The following is a 17,244-nucleotide window of genomic DNA, read 5'->3' as shown; positions in this document are numbered from 1 at the left end:
GTCGGCGAGGCGGGCGCGCAGCCGCTCCTGGGGCGGGTTGTCGGGCAGGGTGACGAAGCTGCCGCCGCCGCGGCCCCTGCGGGTGGTGACGAGGCCCTGCTGCCGCAGGGCCATGAGGGCTTCGCGCAGGGTGACGGTGGAGACGCCGAGTTGTCCGGCGAGTTCGGTCTCGCCGGGCAGCTGCTCCCCGTCGGCGAGGAGTCCGAGCTCGATGGCGTCGCCGATGCGGCGGACGACGGTGTCGACCCGGGCCCGGGTGTCGACGGGGGTGAAGACGGCCCTGCCGGCCGTGCCGGGCCCGGCCGCGCCGCCTGCCTCGTCCGGCCTGCCGTTCGGTCTCACGGTTAACCACCTCGCGCGTCGAGCGTTGACTCAGGCTTTACCTTAAAGGGGTCTTGAGATTTGAACTATGACTTCATATGTTTACGCCACGCCCGAGCAACGCTCCACCGCACCAGAAAGGTTCCCGCCCATGGAGGGAATGGCGATCCGGCTGACGGGACTGCGCAAGACCTACGGCCGGACCGAGGCCGTGGCCGGGGTGGACCTGGAGATCGCGGACGGCGAGTTCTTCTCGATGCTCGGCCCCTCCGGCTCCGGCAAGACGACCGTGCTGCGGATGATCGCCGGCTTCGAGGCGCCGACCGCCGGGACCGTCGAACTGGCCGGCCGCGACGTCACCCGGCTGGCCCCCTTCGAGCGGGACGTGCACACCGTCTTCCAGGACTACGCGCTCTTCCCGCACATGACGGTCGAACAGAACGTCGCCTACGGCCTCAAGGTCCGCGGCGTCCCCCGCGCCGAGCGCCTGGTGCGCGCCCGGGCCGCCCTCGCACAGGTCGGCCTCGACGGCCTCGGCAGGCGCCGGCCCGCCGAGCTCTCCGGCGGCCAGCGCCAGCGGGTCGCCCTGGCCCGCGCGCTCGTCGGCCGCCCCCGCGTGCTGCTCCTCGACGAACCCCTCGGTGCGCTCGACCTCAAGCTCCGCGAGCGGATGCAGGTCGAACTCAAGGAGATCCAGCGGGAGGTCGGCATCACCTTCGTCTTCGTCACCCACGACCAGGAGGAGGCCCTGACGTTGAGCGACCGGATCGCCGTCTTCCACCGGGGCCGGATCGAGCAGGTCGCCGCCCCCGCCGAGATCTACGAGCGTCCCGCGACCCCCTTCGTCGCCGGTTTCGTCGGGACCTCCAACCTGCTGACCGGGGAGACCGCCCGCCAGGTGGTCGGGGCGCCGGGCACGTACAGCATCCGCCCGGAGAAGATCCGGATCCTCCCCGACCACGAGGCGCCCGGCGACCCCGGGCACGCCACCGCCGCCGGCACCGTCGCGGAGGTCGTCTACCTCGGCGACTCCACCCGCTTCCTGGTCGACCTCGACGGCGGCGGCCGGCTCACCGCCCTCCAGCAGAACCTGGATACCTCCTCCGCCGACCTCGCCGCCTTCCGGGGCGCCCGGATCGGCCTCCAGTGGCACCCGGACCACGCCGTGCCCGTCCCGGAGACCACGTAGGGCGCGTCCTTCGGGTCATGCCCGATCCGGCCCGATCCGACGCGAATCGTCAGACACGCCCCGGCCCCCTCGCACCGTGCCCCACGCCCCCGTCCCCCTCACGCAACGGAGAACCACGTGCGCCCGCACCGCTCCCTCCTGACCGCAGCCGCCCTCTCCGGGCTGCTCCTCGTCACCGCCTGCGGATCGGCCGACCCGGCGGGGTCCGGGAAGGCCGGCGGCCTCAACCCGCCCGACCTGAAGGCGCCGACGGCGCTCGGCAAGGCCGAGGGCGAGGTCAATCTGATCGCCTGGGCCGGATACGTCGAGGACGGCTCGAACGACCCGAAGGTCGACTGGGTCAGCGCCTTCGAGAAGCAGACCGGCTGCCAGGTCAACGCCAAGACCGCCGCGACCTCCGACGAGATGGTCTCGCTGATGAAGACCGGCGCGTACGACGCCGTCTCCGCCTCCGGCGACGCCTCCCTCCGTCTGATCGCCTCCGGCGACGCCGCCCCCGTGAACACCGCGCTCGTGCCGAACTACGCCGACGTCTTCGCCGGGCTGAAGGACAAGGAGTGGAACTCCGTCAGGGGCGTCGCCTACGGCATCCCGCACGGCCGCGGCGCCAACCTCCTCATGTACGACACGGAGAAGGTCCGGCCGGCCCCCGACTCCTGGTCCGCCGTCTTCGACAAGGCCTCGGCGCACAGCGGCAAGGTCACCGCCTACGACTCCCCCATCTACCTCGCGGACGCCGCCCTCTACCTCAAGGCGACCAAGCCCGAGCTGGGCATCGAGAACCCCTACGCCCTCGACAAGAAGCAGTTCGACGCCGCCGTGGCCCTGCTCAAGGAGCAGAACGCGCACATCGGCGAGTACTGGAGCGACTACCTCAAGGAGATCTCCGCCTTCAAGAGCGGCGACTCGGTCGTCGGCACCAGCTGGCAGGTGATCGCCAACCTCGCGAAGGCCGAGGGCGCGAAGGTCGACGCGGTCCTGCCGAAGGAGGGCTCCACCGGCTGGTCCGACACCTGGATGGTCTCCGCCAAGGCCAAGCACCCCACCTGCGCCTACAAGTGGCTCGACTGGATCGTCTCGCCGAAGACCAACGCGCAGGTCGCCGAGTACTTCGGCGAGGCCCCGGCCAACGCGAAGTCGTGTGCCGAGACCGCCGACAAGAACCACTGCGCCGTCTTCCACGCCACCGACGAGGCGTACTGGAAGCAGGTCCACTTCTGGACCACGCCCATCGAGCAGTGCCTGGACGGCCGGACGGACGTCCGCTGCGTGCCGTACGCCCAGTGGGTCCAGGCCTGGACCGAGATCAAGGGCTGACCCCGGCGCCATGACCGCACTCTCCCCCGGGCTCTCCCCCGAGTCCGCGACGCGAACCGCCGGGCCCGGCCGCGGTGCCGTCCGGCGGCTCGCCGGGGCCCTGCACCGGCGGCCCCGGCTGCGCCTCGCCGCCCTGCTCACCGCCCCGCTGCTCTGGCTGGTCCTCGCCTACCTCGGCTCCCTCGCGGCACTGTTCCTCTCCGCCTTCTGGTCGACCGACGCCTTCACCTCCGAGGTCGTCCGGATCTGGACCTCGCAGAACTTCGAGGAACTCGTCGGCTCCCCCGTCTACCGCACGGTCGCCCTGCGCACCATCGGCGTCGCCCTGGCCGTGACCGCGCTCTGCGCCGTCATCGCCTTCCCCCTCGCCTTCTACACGGCGCGGGTCGCGCACCCGCGCCGCCGTCCGCTGTTCGTGGTGGCGCTGCTCATGCCGCTGTGGGCCGGCTACCTCGTGAAGGTGTACGCGTGGCGGCTCATCCTCTCCGAAGGGGGACCGCTCGACTGGGCGCTGCGGCCGTTCGGCCTGAGCGGACCGGGGTACGGGCTCACGGCGACGGTGCTCGTCCTGACGTACCTCTGGCTGCCGTACATGGCGCTGCCCATCCACACCGCACTCGTCCAGCTCCCCGACAACCTCCTGAACGCCTCGGCGGACCTGGGGGCGAGGACCTGGCGGACCTTCGTCTCGGTGGTGCTGCCGCTGGTGTGGCCGGCGGTGGCCGCGGGGTCCGTCTTCACCTTCTCCCTGAGCCTCGGCGACTACATCACCGTGCAGATCGTCGGCGGCAAGACCCAGCTGATCGGCAACCTCGTCTACTCCAACGTCACCCTGAACCTGCCGCTGGCGGCCGCGCTCGGCACCGTGCCGGTCGCCGTCATCGTGGTGTACCTGCTCGCGGTGCGGCGCTCCGGTGCGCTGCGCAGCCTGTGACCGGCCGGAAGGACCGCGACCGATGAACCTCTCCCGTCCCGCGCGGATCGCGCTGCGCACCGCGGCCGGCCTCGGCTTCGCGGCGATCTACCTGCCGCTGCTGCTCGTCCTGCTCGGCTCGCTCAACCCGGACCGCTCGGCGAGCTGGCCGCCGCCCGGCCTCACGCTCGACTGGTGGGCGGCGGCCTGGGACAACGAGGGCGCCCGCGAGGCGCTGTGGACCTCGGTCCGGGCGGGGCTCGCGGCGACGGCGGTGGCCCTGGTGCTCGGCACGCTCATCGCCTTCGCGGTGCAGCGGTACGCCTTCTTCGGGCGGGAGGCCGTCTCCTTCGCGGTGGTGCTGCCGATCGCGCTGCCCGGCATCGTCACGGGCATCGCGCTCAACTCGGCCTTCGGCACGGTCCTGGAACCCCTCGGCGTCGGCCTCGGGATGTTCACGGTGGTCGTGGGCCACGCCACCTTCTGCATCGTGGTCGTCTTCAACAACGTGGTGGCACGGCTGCGGCGGCTGCCCGGCTCGTACGAGGAGGCGGCGATGGACCTGGGGGCGCACACGTTCCGCGTCTTCCGGGACATCACCTTCCCGCTGCTGCGCTCGGCGCTGCTCGCGGGCGGGCTGCTCGCCTTCGCGCTGTCCTTCGACGAGATCGTGGTGACGACGTTCACGGCGGGGCCCGGGGTGCGGACCCTGCCGGTGTGGATCTTCGACAACATGACCCGCCCTCAGCAGGCCCCGGTGGTGAACGTGGTGGCGGCGGCACTCGTCCTGCTCTCGGTGGTCCCGATCTACGCGGCCCAGCGGCTCTCCTCGGACACGCCGGGCGGCGGACGGGTGTGAGGGGGCGCCGGCCCTCCCGATCGGTCAGCCGGGCGCCTTCGTCCATTCGAGGGTCACGCGCAGGCTCGCGTTCGCGCCGCCCTGCACGACGAGGGCGGTGAGCCTGCCCGCGTCCAGGCCGAGCTGGCAGCCGAACTCGACGGTCGCGCGGTCGGGGGCGGCCTGATGGAGCGACTCGCCGATCCGTCCGGCGAAGGCGGAGAGGGCCTCGGTGACGCCCGACAGGTCGGGGAGGCGGCCGCCGAGCCCCTCCAGGCCCGGATCGGGCCCTTCGGGATCCGGCTCCGGGCCGAGCCGTCGCGCCTCCACGAAGAGCGTCGCGTCCCCGACCTCGACCTTGGTGACGTCCGGCATCGGAGCTCCCTGTGGTCGGCGGGAACGGGCAGGACGTCAGTATCACCGAGGGGCGGCCGGGAGGGACGGACCGGTTCCGTTCAGAGTGTCGGGCTCAGCCCACCCGCGGCCGGCCCGACCGCGGAGCCGGTGGCGTCCGTGGCGAGGGCGCTGCCCCGGAGCCACTCGGGCCAGCTGAGATTCCAGTCGCCGAAGCCGTTGTCGAAGGGCGTCATGGGCTTCCCGTACCCGTTGACGACCCGTACGAGGTCCCCCTCGCGCACCGTCCGGAAGAGCCAGGCGGCGTCCTCGGTGCTCATGCCCGTGCAGCCGTGGCTGACGTCCTCGCTGCCCTGCGCGTCGAGCGACCAGGGCGCGGCGTGCAGGTACTCGCCGCTCCAGGTCACCCGGGTGGCCCAGCGGACCTTGAGGTCGTAGAAGTCGGTGCTGCCGCGCTTGATGCCGATGGTGTCGCCGCGCATGCGGACGAGGGGCTCCTTGCCGAGGACGACCTTGACGCCGCCCCGGGTGCGGTAGCCGGCCTTGCCGGTGGTGACCGGGAGGATGCGCAGGAGTTCCCCGTCGCGGAAGACGGCCATCCGGTGGGCGGAGACGTCGGTGACGGCCTCGATCTTGGCGCCGGTGGTGAACGTGAGGGGGCGTGAGGGGCCGCCGTAGAGGCCGCCGCCGATGTGGGCCCCGTCGAGGCCGCTGTGGACGCGGACCGTGGCGTGGGCGGGCCAGTACGTGCGGGGCCGGTAGTGGAGGGTGGTGGGGTCGACCCAGTGCCAGGCGCCCTCGACGTGGGGTTCGGACCGGACGTCGAGGGCCCGTTCCACGGCGCGGCGGGCGTCGGGATCGTCCTCCGGTACGGGCCGGCTGAGCTCGGCGGTGACCGGCCGGCCCACCCCGTACGTGCCGCCGTCCCCGGGCCCGAAGGTGACGGTCAGCCGCTCCCCGGCGGGCATCGGGGCGGTCCGGAAGTCGAGGCGGGCGCGGTGCGCGCCGCCCGCCCCCGTCCCGTCGACGACGAGCCGGGCGGCGTACCGGGCTCCGGCCGGCAGGGGTGCGGCACTGGTCCACCGGGTGTGGTCCGCGCTCTGCGATCCGGCGATCCGGCGGCCGCGTTGGTCGGTGACGGTGACGTCGGCGAGCACCCCGGGGGTGCGGAGCGCGAGCTCCACGGGCCCGGTGGCCTTCGGGCCGAGCGTGAACGGGCGGCCCGTGAGGACGCGGTCGCCGCCCAGTACGACCGCGTGGCGCGGGTCGGAGCAGAGGCCTCCGCCGGCGGCGCAGCCGTCCACCGCGACGACGGCGGTGACGTCGTGGGAAGCGGCGGCCGGCTGCTCGTGTTCGGTGTCCCGGTCCGGCGACTGGGCCGCCGCGCTGACGAGGACCGCTCCGACGGCGAGGGAGAGGGCTCCCCACCCCCGTGCGTATCGGCGTGACGGCACGTCGGACACCCTCTCCTCCAGGCGGTGGCGTCGGCGGACGGTGCCGACCGCAGCATCAAAGCGGACGAAAGGAGAAAAAGATGATCACGGCGCCGGGCGTGGCGGCGGAGTCGGGGGCGAGACGACTCGAATGGGTCAGCGGGACGAGCGACGAACCCGGCAGGCCGGCCCAGCGGGTCGGGCGGCCCGGCAACGGGGGCAGCGGGCCGGCGATCAGGTCAGCGGGCCGTCGAGAGAGGCGGCGGGCCGACAAAGAGGGACGGCAGGTCGGCGACAGGGGCAGCAGGCCGACGACCGGGTCAGGAGGTCGGCGACCGGGTCAGCGGGCCGGTTCCGGAAGCTCCTCACCGGTCTCCAGAAGGGACTTGAGGCTGGAGATCAGCGCGGGCCAGCCCTCGCCGATCAGTTCCTTGATGGTGCCGTCGGGTTCCAGGTCCCCGTGGGTGACCGTGAGCTTGACCGTGTCGCCGGACGGCTCGATCACGAAGGTGACCCGGGACCGGCGCTCGCGAGTGAGCCGCTCGTACGCCTCCTCTTCGAGGTGGACCGCCTCCGCCCAGGCCGGCGTGAAGGTGTGCCAGGTGTACGAGAGGCGGCGGCCGGGCTCGGCCTCGAGGACGACCTGCTCGGGGTCTTCGGTCCTGCGGCCGTTCTCGTCCCAGACCATCGGCGCGCCCGGGGTCCACTCCGACTCGAAGGCGACGCCCCAGTAGCGGCGCGTGAGCTCCGGGTCGGTGAGCGCCTGCCATAGCTCCTCGGGGGTGGTCCGGATGTAGGTGGTGTAGACGAACGAGTCGCTGTCCATCGTGTTGCCCCTCGGATCTGCTCCCCCGCGGCCTGCCCCTCTCCACCCTAGGCAGGCGCCGGACGGACGTGCCAGCGAGGATCCCCCGTCCGACACCCGGGTGCTCCGTCGGTTGATTAGGTGCGGAGGAAACTATTCAACGTGCTGCTAGCGTGTCCGGATGTCCCTCAAGCACGCCGTCCTCGCAGCTCTCCTGGAGGGCGAGGCCTCCGGATACGACCTGGCCAAGATCTTCGACGTGTCCGTCGCCAACTTCTGGGCCGCCACCCCGCAGCAGCTCTACCGCGAGCTGGAGCGACTCGCCGAGGCCGGCCTGATCACGGCCCGCGTGGTGGAGCAGGAACGGCGCCCCAACAAGCGGATGTTCAGCCTCACCGAATCCGGCAGACAGGATCTGGCCGCCTACACGACGGCACCGCCGCGCCCGAGCGCCGTCCGCGACGAGCTGCTGGTGCAGGTGCAGGCCTGCGACGAGGGCGACACCGCGGCCGTCCGCGAGTTCGTGGCCCAGCGGATGGAGACGGCCCGGGCGAAGCTGGCCCGCTACGACCGGCTGCGGGAGCGGATGCTCGACGGCAGGGACGAGGACACCTATCTGGGCGAGGCGGAGCGGGTCGGCCCGTACCTCACGCTGATGCGCGGGCGGTTCTTCGAGGAGGAGAACCTGCGGTGGGGCGAGCGCGCCCTCGCCGTGCTCGACCGGCGCGCCGCCGCCCGCGACGCGGTGCCGCGGAGGGATGACGCCGCCTCTACTCTGCGGTAACGTCACCGCCCGGCCACCGGAGGCGCCGGCGGCGACACAAGGACGGATCGGGCGGGCCAGGAATGAACGTCGGTGACCTCGTCGAGGACTTCAGCCTTCCGGACGAGACGGGTGCTCCGCGCTCGTTGACCGGCCTGCTCGCCGAAGGCCCGGTCGTCCTCTTCTTCTACCCGGCTGCCCTCACCCCGGGCTGCACCGCCGAGGCCTGCCACTTCCGTGACCTCGCGGCCGAGTTCCGTGCCGTCGGCGCCCTGCCCGTCGGCATCAGCTCCGACGGGGTGGAGCGGCAGCAGGAATTCGCCGAGCGGCACTCGCTCGGCTACCCCCTGCTGTCCGACACGGACGGCGCCATACGGGAACGGTTCGGCGTGAAGCGCGGGTTCTCGCTCGCCCCGACGAAGCGGGTCACCTTCGTGATCGGCCAGGACCGGCGGGTCCGGGAGGTGGTCCGCAGCGAACTGCGGATGAGCGCGCACGCGGACCGCGCGCTGGCGGCCCTGCGCGGCGCCTGACCGGGCAGGACCCTCGGACCGCGAGAGGTTCGCTCACGGTCCGGTGTCGGGCGGCTTCCCCCTCGGCCGCGGCGAGCTCCCCGAGGGCGCCGTGCGGCAGGAGCGCGCCGACGGGCCGGACGACCGTTCGCACGAGGGGGCGTCGCCGCGGGAACACGGTCGGTCCCTTCCGGCCGCCGCGGCGGCCACGGCCTCACGACGAGCACGCCGCGCCTCCTCGACGAGGTCGGACGGGATGCGCACCGTCCCGGCGATCCGGCCGCCTGCCCCGCGGATCACGTCCGCCGCCCGCGCGGCCCGGACGTGCTCGACGAGCAGCATCAGCGCGCACGAACCGGGTTCGAGCGTCTCGGCGGCCTCGGCCGCGGCCTCGGGACCGAGCAGGTCGACCTCGGGCCCGATCTCGGCGGTGGCCTCGCCATACTCCTCGTACGGTCCACGGCTTCGCGCGGGCGTGTGGTGCACCGGCTCCGGCGGTCCGCGGCCCTCATCCGAGCACGGCGGCGGGGGACCCGCACGCGGGGCCACGACGTGCGGACGTACGGGGGCCGGGTGAGACTCGCTGCATCGCCGGGCCTCCCACCGGTCCGCGCGGGAACGGAGTGTGCAGGAATGGACGACTACCCCCTCCTCAACGTCTTCTGGACCATGCTGTGGTTCTTCCTCTGGATCATGTGGCTCTTCCTGCTGTTCAAGGTGATCACCGACATCTTCCGTGACCACTCCCTCAGCGGCTGGGGCAAGGCGGGCTGGCTGATCTTCTGCATCCTGCTCCCGTACCTCGGCGTGCTGGTGTACGTCATCGCGCGCGGCAAGAGCATGGGGCAACGGGACGTCAAGGAGGCGAAGGCGAACGAGGCCGCGTTCCAGGAGTACATCCGCAAGGCCGCCGGAACGCAGGGCGGCGGTGGCGGCAGCGCGACCGACGAGTTGGCCCGACTCGCCGACCTCAAGGCGCAGGGCGCCATCACGGCCGAGGAGTTCGAGAAGGCCAAGGCCAAGGTCCTGTCCTGAGACTCCACAAGCGGCGAGCGGGACGGCGGCACGCCGGGGCCGACGGAGGCGGGCGTGGCGACGGGCTCCAGGGTTCCCTGCTGCGGGAAGTCACGGCGGAGCCCGGGAGGCTTCCGGAAGCACTCGCCCTCTTCGCCCTGCGTCATCTCGGCCCCGGGGCGGGGCCGTCGGTCGAACGCCTCCGTGCCGCCCATCCCGACGCCGACGCGGCGGCCCTGCGAACCCTCGTCATCGCACGCGGACGCCGGAGGGTCACGGCGGAGGGCTCCTTCGTCGGTGGCCCCTTCATGCTCCTCATCCCCGTGGCGTTCTGCGGAGCCCTCCTGTCCCAGGTGCGCATCGTGCTCGAACTCGCCGCCACCGAGGGGCGCGACACCACGGACCTGGAGCGCGCGGCCGAACTGCTCGTCCTGCAAGGGGTGTACGCGGACACCGCGGCGGCCCGGGCCGCCCTCGACACCGCCCCCGACAGACCTCGGCCGGGGAGGCGTCGGGGACGGGTGGCGGCGTTCCGCGACCTGGTGGTGCGCATGGCCTGGCTGCTCGGACTGCTCACGCCCTCCGACGAGAAGGTCGGGCTGTGGACCCGGATCGGCCAGTGGGCGCTCGTCGGCTGCGTGTTCCTGGTGGGCCTGGTGGCCCCGCTCGTCTGGCTGCCGTACATGGCCTACTCGTACGACCGTGCCACCACCCGGTTGGCCGACCGCGCCACCGTCTTCTACGTCGGCTCGCGCGAGCTGCGCTCCCCGCGTGGCATCCGGGTCGACTCCACCATGGCCGCGGCCGGGCTGCGTGCGCTGGGATCGATGCTGCTCCCGGCGGTCACCCTGTTCCTGATCGTCGTCACCGACATCCGGATCGCGGATGGCCGGTGGCCGGTGGCCGGGATCGTCCTGACGACGAGCTGCCTGGTCACGGGCGGGTGGTGGCTGTGGCGGCGACGACGGCGGCGAGAGCCACCCCCCTAATACGTATGCGAGATGCGCCTTTGATACGGTCAGGCCGTGAGGCTGACGAAGTTCACCGACCTGGCGCTCCGTGCCGTGATGCGCCTGGCGGTCACCGCACCCGAGGAGTCCGTCACCACCCGCGAGGTGGCGGAGTCGATGGACGTCCCCTACGCCCACATGGCGAAGGTGGTCACCCGGCTCCAGCACCTCGGCGTGGTCGAGGCGCGGCGCGGCCGTGGCGGCGGCCTGACCCTGACGGAACGGGGACGGCGCTCTTCGGTGGGCTGGCTGACCCGGACCCTGGAGGGCGAGGAGGAGGTCGTCGCCTGCGAGGGCGATCCGCCGTGTCCGCTGCGCACCGCGTGCCGGCTGCGCGGAGCGCTGCGCGAGGCGCAGGAGGCCTTCTACCGTGCGCTGGATCCGCTGACCGTGGCGGAGCTGGTGGACTCGCCGACCGGTCCGCTGCTGCTGACCCTCGGCCCTCGCCCCGTGCGATCACCCTGACGGCGTCCGCCCCCTCGGGGCATCCGCACACCTTTTAATACGTAGATCATCTACCAGATTGGAAGTTCCCATGCTGTCCGAGCAGGCCGTTCCGGTCGTCCGCGCCACCCTGCCCGCCGTCGGAGGCGCGCTCGACGAGATCACCGAGCGCTTCTACGGGCGCCTCTTCGCCGCCCACCCCGAGCTGCTGCGCGACCTGTTCAACAGGGGCAACCAGGCCAACGGCGACCAGCGGAAGGCACTCGCCGGCTCCATAGCCGCCTTCGCCGTCGCCCTGCTGGAGAACCCGGACAGCCGCCCCGACGCCATGCTGTCCCGGATCGCGCACAAGCACGCCTCCCTCGGCGTCACCTCCGAGCAGTACAAGATCGTGCACGAGCACCTCTTCGCCGCGATCGTGGAGGTCCTCGGCGAAGCGGTGACCGCCGAGGTCGCACAGGCCTGGGACGAGGTGTACTGGCTGATGGCGAACGCGCTCATCGCCGTGGAGGCCCGCCTCTACCAGGAGGCCGGTGTCGCCGAGGGCCAGGTCTGGCGGTCCATGGAGATCGCCGAGCGGCGGGAGGAGACGGCCGACACGGTGTCCTTCGTCCTGCGGCACACCGACGGGACCCCCACGGCACCGTTCCGGCCGGGCCAGTACGTGAGCGTCCAGGTCACCCTGCCCGACGGCGCCCGGCAGATCCGCCAGTACAGCCTGTCCGCCGCCCCCGGACGCCCGCAGTGGCGGATCACGGTGAAGCGGGTCGACGGCGACCCGGCGGGCGAGGTCTCCTCCTGGCTGCACGCCCACGCCGCCGCGGGCGACACCCTGGAGGTCTCGGCCCCCTTCGGCGACCTGGTCCTGCCCGAGGGCGAGAGTCCCCTGCTGCTCGCCTCCGCCGGAATCGGCGGCACCCCGATGCTGGCGATGCTCGACCACCTCGTCGCCACCGGGTCGAACCGCCCGGTCGTCGTGGTGCACGCCGACCGCACCCCCGCCTCCCACGCGCACGCCGACGAGCTGCGGCGCCTCGTGGACGCGCTGCCGCAGGGGACGCTGCACCTCTGGTACGAGGAGCCGGGCGAGTCCGGCGCCCGGCCGGGCCGGGCGGACGTCACGCTCCTCGACCTCCCGGCGGGCACCACCGCGTACCTGTGCGGGCCGCTGCCCTTCCTGCGCGCCGTGCGCGGCGACCTCCTCGGCCGGGGCATCGCAGCGGCGGACATCCACTACGAGGTGTTCGGCCCCGACCTGTGGCTCGGCACCGAGGACTGACCCACCCCCGGGGGGGAAGAGGGGGAGGGGAACGACAAAGCCCCGGTTGGACGGGGGATTCCAACCGGGGCCGATTGCCGTGACGGAGCGAAGAGCGGTCACCTCTCGGGGGGGGACCTTGGGGACCGGACCCCTTCGCGGTCACGTACATATGAACGGTAAACCTTTCCCGAATGTTCCGGGGCATCCCAGGTGGGCGATGTGAGTCACCTCACCCGTTTTCACCGGGTCCGTCAGTCCCTCTCGGGACGATAGACGGTGCCGGGCTCGGCCTTCCCGGGCGCGAGGAGTTCCGGCACCGTCACGAACGTGAAGCCTCGCCGCTTCAGCTCGTCGATGATCGAGGGCACGGCCGGCACCGTCCCGTCGTAGATGTCGTGGAGCAGGATGATCCCGTCGCGGTGCGCGTTCTCGAGCACGCGCTGCCGTATGAGTGCCGAGTCGGTGGTGGAGTAGTCCTTGGCCGTGACGCTCCACAGGACCTGGGCGAGGCCGAGCTCCCGGCTGACGTCGGACACGGCGCCGTCGGTACGGCCCTGGGGCGGGCGCATGAGCGTGGGCTTCCGGCCGGTGATCTTCTCTATGGCGTCCTGGGTGCGGGAGAGCTCCTCGCGGACCTCGGACTCGTCGAGGTCGGTCAGGATCCGGTGCGACCAGGTGTGGTTGGCGACCTCGTGGCCCTCGGCGGCGATGCGCCTGACCACGTCGGGATAGCGGTCGACGTGCCTGCTGCCGAGGAGGAAGAAGGTGGCGGGCACCTGCTTCTCCTTGAGGACGTCGAGGAGGCGGGGGGTGTCCTTGCCCGGTCCCGCGTCGAAGGTCAGGGCTATGCACTTGGCCTCGGCGCAGTCGACTCGACGGGCCGCGTCACCCGCCTTGTCGTCCGTTCCGCCCTCCCGCCGGGCGTCCTGCGGGGTGACCGGGTCGACTCCGCAGCCGCCGAGCGTCAGCATCAGCGACGCCGCGGCGAGCAGGGCGGTGCTCACCGCCCTGCTGCGGACAGGCCTGGATCGGAACATGGTGGACCCGCTTTCCCCGTGGTGTCTTCGGTACGGCCGTCACCGCTGGTCAGGACGGTGATCACGACCGGAAGGCACTATACACACGGTGCATACCGGGGATGTCGGCGGGGTCCGCCGGCCTTTCACGGGCACACGAGAACCCCGGGCGGCGCCCGTCCGTGCCGCCCGGAGCGCCTCTGCGTCCCGCTCAGCGGGACGCGAGCAACAGCCGGGCCTCGGTCTCCTGGTCGCCGGAGACGGACTGCAGGGACTGGATGTCGAAGCCGGTGGCGAGCACCTTCTCGACCTCGTCGACGGCCCGGTACCCGCCGGTGAGGGTGACTCCGACCGGGGCGGTCAGGTGGACGGGGCCCACCTCCTCGTGCCGTCCGCCGGCCGTGTCGAACGTGGCGGTCCAGACGGTGGGAGCCGGTCCCGTGTCCGCCTGGGAATTCGGAGTCGACATGTCCTCCATCTGGTAGACCCGGTCGAGGACGTCGAACACGGCCTGAGCGTCCTCCTTGCAGCAGTCGTTGAGCTGCACGGTGACGTCGGTGTCGATGTGCAAGTCGTACACGTCGCTCATCTCCTCGCGGCCCGCCGGCCTCTCGTGGTGCCACGCCCTCCTCGTGCCGGGCACTCGTCGTGCCACGTCTCCAGCATCCCTCTCGGGCGGCCGCCCCGCGAGGGCCGTCGTCCTCGGTCAGCGGCCTTCGGTGACGCGCTCGACGGTGTCGGCCTCCGAGGCGCGTTTGTCGGGCCGGTGCCGTACGACCCGGGCGAAGCGGAGCGTGACGCCCGCCGGGTAGCGCGTCGAGACCTGGAGCCCGTCGTACGCGATCTCCACGACGAGCTCGGGCCGTACGCGCACGGTGAAGCCGTCGTCCGACACGGCGAGTTCCCTCAGCCGCTCGGTCTGCCAGAGCAGCATCTCGTCGGTGAGTCCCTTGAAGGTCTTGCCGAGCATGACGAAGCCGCCGTCGGCGGTCCGCGCGCCGAGGTGGAGGTTGGAGAGCAGCCCGGTTCTGCGGCCGTGGCCCCGCTCCGCGGCGAGCACGACGAGGTCGACGGTGTGAACGGGTTTCACCTTCAGCCAGGTGCGCCCCCGGCGACCGGCCACATAGGGCGCCTCCAGCGCCTTGACGAGCACGCCCTCGTGTCCCCGGGCCAGGGTGTCGGCGTAGAACCGCTCGGCGGCCTCCGTCTGCGCGGGATCGGCCGGATCGGTGACGACGGTGCGGCGGACCCGCTGCGACTCCGGCAGCAGACGGGCGAGGACGGTGTGCCGCTCCAGACCCGGCCGGTCGATCAGCTCCTCCCCCTCCATCGCGAGGACGTCGAAGAAGACCGCCGTGACGGGAAGCACGGCACGCGCACCGGCCACGTCGATCCGGGAACCGACCCGGGCGGAGATCGTCTGGAAGGACACGGGCCTGCCGCTCCCGGTGTCGAGGGCGATCACCTCACCGTCCAGGATGAACCCGTCGGCGGCGACCGCGCGGGCCGTCGCGACCACCTCGGGAAGGCGGTCGGTGATGTCGTCGAGCGAGCGGGTGTACACCCGGACGTCGTCGCCGCGCCGATGCACCTGGATGCGGATCCCGTCGAGCTTCTCCTCGACCGCGCACGGTCCCAGACCGGCGATCGCCTCGGTCACGGAAGCGGCGGTGTGGGCGAGCATGGGCTGCACGGGACTGCCGACCCGCAGGGTGAACCGGTCCAGCGCGGAGGCTCCCCCGGCCAGCACGGCCTGGGCGACCGGCGGCAGCGAGCCTTCGAGCATCACGGCACGCCGCAGTTCGAGGGCGGGCACCCCGGCGGCCCGCGCGACGCCCTCCAGGGCGATGGCGTCGAGCGCCCCCTGCCGCACCTCTCCCGCCAGCAACCGCACCAGGAGTTCCTGCTCGTCGCGGGTGGCGGCGGAGAACAGGCCGTGAACGAGCCGGATCCGCTCGGCGCGCGCTCCGGCACCCGACACGGCGGCGAGCTCCGCCATCGTCGCGTCGACCCGCCCGAGGGTGAGGACGGGGCCTTCGGCAGGCGGAACGGCCGGCGGGACGACGTCCTTGAGGATGCTCCATCCGACCCCGATCCGCCCCTGCGGCAGCCGGCCGGACAGATACGCGATGACGAGCGGGCTCTCGTCGGGCCCGGCCTCGGCGAACAGCTCGGCCAGCAGCGCGATCTTGCGAGAGCGCGCGGAGGCGGCGGTGACCTCCCGGGACACTTCCGCGACACGCGCCAGCAGCATGGGCCCATCCTCTCCACCGCGCGCGCCCAGCGCATGTCGGAACGCCCCGTCAGGGCCAGGCCACCGGACGCCTCCGCCGCCGTGACCGCGCCGCGCCCGCCGTCCTCCCCCGCCGGAAGCGCTCCAGGAACCTCGTGCGCACCGAACGCCCCACCGGCTGGTCGACCACCGCGGGCCGCCCCACGGGAACGGGCACTACGGGAAGGGGCGCCGCGGCAACAGGGGCGGCGGGAACGGACGCGGGAACAGGAACGGCGGGAACAGCCGCCATCGGTCCTGCCGTCGCAGGGTGCGGCATCGTCGGCGTCGGCACCGTCGTCACCGGCACCCCGCGAGCCGGCGCGGTCGGTGGCGTCGAAGGCCTCGTCGGCAGCGTCGGCGGCGGCGCACCGAATCCGCCCGTGCGCGTCTCGCCGGGATGCGGGGCCTGCCGCTCCGCGCGTGCCTCGTCCAGGGTCAGGGCGAGGCTCAGTCGGTGCCAGAGGATCTCGTCCGGGTCGTCGGCCAGCATCAGGCGTTCGGCGATCTCCCGGGCGACCGGCGGCACCGGCATCCCGGCCGGCGGAGGCGGGCGCAACCGGTCGAGGTGCGTGCGCTCGTACGGGTCGTCGACGACCTCGGCCACCTGCACCGGGTCGAGCAGGGAGGCGATGGCGGCGGCCCGCGCCCAGGGGTCTGCCGTGCCTCGGAGCAACAGGGCGAGCCGCCGCGCCCGCCAGTTCCTCGCCCTCTGGTCCTCGCGCGCGGCAAGACGCTCGCGGAGGTGCAGCGGCAGCCGCCCGGTGAGGAGGGCCGGACAGGCGAGACCGAACTCGGCGACCTCCTGCGCCAGATACGTCCACACCACCGTCCGGTAGCGGTTCAGCGAGAACCGCACCGGACTGACGTGTCCCGTCCGGGCCAGCCGGGTGAACCGGTCGGCGGTGATTCCCAGGAGGGCGGCGGCCTCTTTCGTACCGACCGCGCGCACCCGCTCGCGCAGGCCGGCGGGAAAGTCCGGGGCGGCCCTGAGGCGGTCGAGCTCGCGCCGCTCGACCCGCCGCCGCCCTCCCTCGCCGGCCGGCACCGTCCTCACCAGGCCGAGCTGGACCGCGAGCCGGAACTCGTCGCGCCTCAGCTCCAGTTCCCGCGCTGCCTGCCCCGGTGCCTCCGTGCGCGCCCCTTCGTCCACCGTCATCCCACGGCCCTCCCCCTGCGTCCGTGCCCTCTTGAGGCAGCGGGTCTCTCGGACCCACGCAGAAGAACGTAACGCAGGGTGACGACATCCGCACGACCTGTGGAAGACGACCTGTGGACAACCCGCCCCGCAGGGGCGTCAGAGCATGCCGCCCCCCGGGGCCCCCGGCTGTCGCGCCGCCACGCCGAGGTGCTCGCCGACCCGGTTGACCAGCAGCGTCATCTCGTACGCCACCTGACCGACGTCCGCCTCCGCCGCACTCAGGACGCACAGGCAACTGCCTTCGCCCGCCGCCGTCACGAAGAGCAGAGCGTCGTCGAACTCCACCATCGTCTGCCGTGCCCGGCCCGCCCGGAAATGCCGGCCGGAACCCCGTGCGAGGCTGTGCAGGCCGGAGGAGACGGCCGCCAGGTGCTCGGCGTCCTCCCGGACGAGCCCGCTGCTCGCGCCCGTCACCAGGCCGTCGTTCGACAGCACCAGCGCGTGCCGTATGTATCCGACCCGCTGCGTCAGGTCGTCCAGGAGCCAGTCCAGTTCCTTGTCCAACGCCATCAGTGGTCCTCCCCCTAGCCGGTGCGTCCCCCTCGGCCCGGACCCTGGTGGTCCTCAAGGCCCTCGTGGTC

At 72.6% G+C, this 17,244-nt stretch carries 20 protein-coding genes; 10 read left to right on the top strand and 10 right to left on the bottom strand.

The window, feature by feature from the left end; all coding sequences use genetic code 11:
* Positions 1-342, bottom strand: a 342-nt coding sequence (locus K7G60_RS31915) for a FadR/GntR family transcriptional regulator (protein WP_225804448.1), incomplete at its 3' end; no start/stop codon positions are given.
* 130 nt (positions 343-472) lie between these two features.
* Here K7G60_RS31915 and K7G60_RS31910 point away from each other — a divergent pair.
* From K7G60_RS31910 to K7G60_RS31895, 4 genes are all read left to right on the top strand, one after another.
* Positions 473-1,510, top strand: a complete 1,038-nt coding sequence (locus K7G60_RS31910) for an ABC transporter ATP-binding protein (RefSeq protein WP_225804447.1) — start codon at positions 473-475, stop codon at positions 1,508-1,510.
* A gap of 117 nt (positions 1,511-1,627) precedes the next feature.
* The gene (locus K7G60_RS31905; RefSeq protein WP_225804446.1) at positions 1,628-2,827 is read left to right on the top strand and encodes an ABC transporter substrate-binding protein; all 1,200 of its coding nucleotides are present in this window, start codon (positions 1,628-1,630) and stop codon (positions 2,825-2,827) included.
* A 10-nt stretch (positions 2,828-2,837) separates the two neighbouring features.
* A complete protein-coding gene (locus tag K7G60_RS31900) occupies positions 2,838-3,761 on the top strand; it encodes an ABC transporter permease (RefSeq protein ID WP_225804445.1) in 924 nt (307 codons plus the stop codon).
* Between the two features lie 22 nt (positions 3,762-3,783).
* Entirely contained in the window at positions 3,784-4,599 is an 816-nt protein-coding gene (locus K7G60_RS31895; RefSeq protein ID WP_225804444.1) for an ABC transporter permease, read from the top strand.
* A 24-nt stretch (positions 4,600-4,623) separates the two neighbouring features.
* Here K7G60_RS31895 and K7G60_RS31890 read toward each other — a convergent pair whose 3' ends face one another.
* From K7G60_RS31890 to K7G60_RS31880, 3 genes are all read right to left on the bottom strand, one after another.
* Positions 4,624-4,953 (bottom strand): CU044_2847 family protein, encoded by a 330-nt coding sequence (locus K7G60_RS31890; RefSeq protein ID WP_225804443.1) that lies wholly within the window; start codon positions 4,951-4,953, stop codon positions 4,624-4,626.
* Positions 4,954-5,033: 80 nt separating this feature from the next.
* Complete coding sequence (locus tag K7G60_RS31885; RefSeq protein ID WP_225804442.1) at positions 5,034-6,386, bottom strand: Ig-like domain-containing protein; 1,353 nt, start codon at positions 6,384-6,386, stop codon at positions 5,034-5,036.
* A gap of 319 nt (positions 6,387-6,705) precedes the next feature.
* Complete coding sequence (locus tag K7G60_RS31880; protein ID WP_225804441.1) at positions 6,706-7,191, bottom strand: SRPBCC family protein; 486 nt, start codon at positions 7,189-7,191, stop codon at positions 6,706-6,708.
* A 160-nt stretch (positions 7,192-7,351) separates the two neighbouring features.
* Here K7G60_RS31880 and K7G60_RS31875 point away from each other — a divergent pair, with 160 nt between their 5' ends.
* Together K7G60_RS31875 and K7G60_RS31870 are read left to right on the top strand one after the other, a co-directional pair.
* Positions 7,352-7,954, top strand: a complete 603-nt coding sequence (locus tag K7G60_RS31875) for a PadR family transcriptional regulator (RefSeq protein ID WP_225804440.1) — start codon at positions 7,352-7,354, stop codon at positions 7,952-7,954.
* 62 nt (positions 7,955-8,016) lie between these two features.
* Positions 8,017-8,466 (top strand): peroxiredoxin, encoded by a 450-nt coding sequence (locus K7G60_RS31870; protein WP_225804439.1) that lies wholly within the window; start codon positions 8,017-8,019, stop codon positions 8,464-8,466.
* Positions 8,467-8,499: 33 nt separating this feature from the next.
* On the opposite strand, the gene K7G60_RS31865 is transcribed toward K7G60_RS31870, so the two are convergent.
* Entirely contained in the window at positions 8,500-8,931 is a 432-nt protein-coding gene (locus K7G60_RS31865) for a hypothetical protein (RefSeq protein ID WP_225804438.1), read from the bottom strand.
* A gap of 147 nt (positions 8,932-9,078) precedes the next feature.
* On the opposite strand from K7G60_RS31865, the gene K7G60_RS31860 reads away from it, so the two are divergent.
* The 4 genes from K7G60_RS31860 (at position 9,079) to K7G60_RS31845 (ending at position 12,192) form a co-directional block, all read left to right on the top strand.
* Positions 9,079-9,480 carry an SHOCT domain-containing protein gene (locus tag K7G60_RS31860; protein WP_225804437.1) on the top strand — a complete coding sequence of 134 codons (402 nt, stop codon included), beginning with the start codon at positions 9,079-9,081 and terminating at the stop codon, positions 9,478-9,480.
* A 287-nt stretch (positions 9,481-9,767) separates the two neighbouring features.
* Entirely contained in the window at positions 9,768-10,448 is a 681-nt protein-coding gene (locus tag K7G60_RS31855; RefSeq protein ID WP_225804436.1) for a hypothetical protein, read from the top strand.
* 36 nt (positions 10,449-10,484) lie between these two features.
* Entirely contained in the window at positions 10,485-10,934 is a 450-nt protein-coding gene (locus K7G60_RS31850) for an Rrf2 family transcriptional regulator (protein ID WP_225804435.1), read from the top strand.
* 70 nt (positions 10,935-11,004) lie between these two features.
* Positions 11,005-12,192 (top strand): globin domain-containing protein, encoded by a 1,188-nt coding sequence (locus tag K7G60_RS31845; protein ID WP_225804434.1) that lies wholly within the window; start codon positions 11,005-11,007, stop codon positions 12,190-12,192.
* 233 nt (positions 12,193-12,425) lie between these two features.
* On the opposite strand, the gene K7G60_RS31840 is transcribed toward K7G60_RS31845, so the two are convergent.
* The 5 genes from K7G60_RS31840 to K7G60_RS31820 form a co-directional block, all read right to left on the bottom strand.
* Complete coding sequence (locus K7G60_RS31840; protein ID WP_225804433.1) at positions 12,426-13,211, bottom strand: polysaccharide deacetylase family protein; 786 nt, start codon at positions 13,209-13,211, stop codon at positions 12,426-12,428.
* 190 nt (positions 13,212-13,401) lie between these two features.
* Positions 13,402-13,779 carry a hypothetical protein gene (locus K7G60_RS31835; protein WP_225804450.1) on the bottom strand — a complete coding sequence of 126 codons (378 nt, stop codon included), beginning with the start codon at positions 13,777-13,779 and terminating at the stop codon, positions 13,402-13,404.
* 117 nt (positions 13,780-13,896) lie between these two features.
* Positions 13,897-15,444: an ATP-dependent DNA ligase gene (locus K7G60_RS31830; RefSeq protein ID WP_225804432.1), complete on the bottom strand. Its 1,548-nt coding sequence runs from the start codon at positions 15,442-15,444 to the stop codon at positions 13,897-13,899.
* 49 nt (positions 15,445-15,493) lie between these two features.
* The gene (locus tag K7G60_RS31825; RefSeq protein ID WP_225804431.1) at positions 15,494-16,621 is read right to left on the bottom strand and encodes a DUF6397 family protein; all 1,128 of its coding nucleotides are present in this window, start codon (positions 16,619-16,621) and stop codon (positions 15,494-15,496) included.
* 138 nt (positions 16,622-16,759) lie between these two features.
* Complete coding sequence (locus tag K7G60_RS31820; RefSeq protein WP_225804430.1) at positions 16,760-17,173, bottom strand: roadblock/LC7 domain-containing protein; 414 nt, start codon at positions 17,171-17,173, stop codon at positions 16,760-16,762.
* Positions 17,174-17,244 lie beyond the last annotated feature (71 nt).

This window comes from Streptomyces sp. NK15101, assembly GCF_020400725.1.
In the GTDB taxonomy this organism is placed as follows: Bacteria; Actinomycetota; Actinomycetes; order Streptomycetales; family Streptomycetaceae; genus Streptomyces.
This window is presented reverse-complemented; position numbering and strand designations above follow the sequence as displayed.

Bases quoted from the DNA above. Each gene is read 5' to 3' on its own strand.
- K7G60_RS31910 (WP_225804447.1), top strand. From the start codon at position 473: ATGGAGGGAATGGCGATCCGGCTGACGGGACTGCGCAAGACCTACGGC.
- K7G60_RS31900 (WP_225804445.1), top strand. From the start codon at position 2,838: ATGACCGCACTCTCCCCCGGGCTCTCCCCCGAGTCCGCGACGCGAACC.
- K7G60_RS31895 (WP_225804444.1), top strand. From the start codon at position 3,784: ATGAACCTCTCCCGTCCCGCGCGGATCGCGCTGCGCACCGCGGCCGGC.
- K7G60_RS31890 (WP_225804443.1), bottom strand. From the start codon at position 4,953: ATGCCGGACGTCACCAAGGTCGAGGTCGGGGACGCGACGCTCTTCGTG.
- K7G60_RS31880 (WP_225804441.1), bottom strand. From the start codon at position 7,191: ATGGACAGCGACTCGTTCGTCTACACCACCTACATCCGGACCACCCCC.
- K7G60_RS31875 (WP_225804440.1), top strand. From the start codon at position 7,352: ATGTCCCTCAAGCACGCCGTCCTCGCAGCTCTCCTGGAGGGCGAGGCC.
- K7G60_RS31870 (WP_225804439.1), top strand. From the start codon at position 8,017: ATGAACGTCGGTGACCTCGTCGAGGACTTCAGCCTTCCGGACGAGACG.
- K7G60_RS31860 (WP_225804437.1), top strand. From the start codon at position 9,079: ATGGACGACTACCCCCTCCTCAACGTCTTCTGGACCATGCTGTGGTTC.
- K7G60_RS31855 (WP_225804436.1), top strand. From the start codon at position 9,768: ATGCTCCTCATCCCCGTGGCGTTCTGCGGAGCCCTCCTGTCCCAGGTG.
- K7G60_RS31845 (WP_225804434.1), top strand. From the start codon at position 11,005: ATGCTGTCCGAGCAGGCCGTTCCGGTCGTCCGCGCCACCCTGCCCGCC.
- K7G60_RS31840 (WP_225804433.1), bottom strand. From the start codon at position 13,211: ATGTTCCGATCCAGGCCTGTCCGCAGCAGGGCGGTGAGCACCGCCCTG.
- K7G60_RS31835 (WP_225804450.1), bottom strand. From the start codon at position 13,779: ATGAGCGACGTGTACGACTTGCACATCGACACCGACGTCACCGTGCAG.
- K7G60_RS31830 (WP_225804432.1), bottom strand. From the start codon at position 15,444: ATGCTGCTGGCGCGTGTCGCGGAAGTGTCCCGGGAGGTCACCGCCGCC.
- K7G60_RS31825 (WP_225804431.1), bottom strand. From the start codon at position 16,621: ATGACGGTGGACGAAGGGGCGCGCACGGAGGCACCGGGGCAGGCAGCG.
- K7G60_RS31820 (WP_225804430.1), bottom strand. From the start codon at position 17,173: ATGGCGTTGGACAAGGAACTGGACTGGCTCCTGGACGACCTGACGCAG.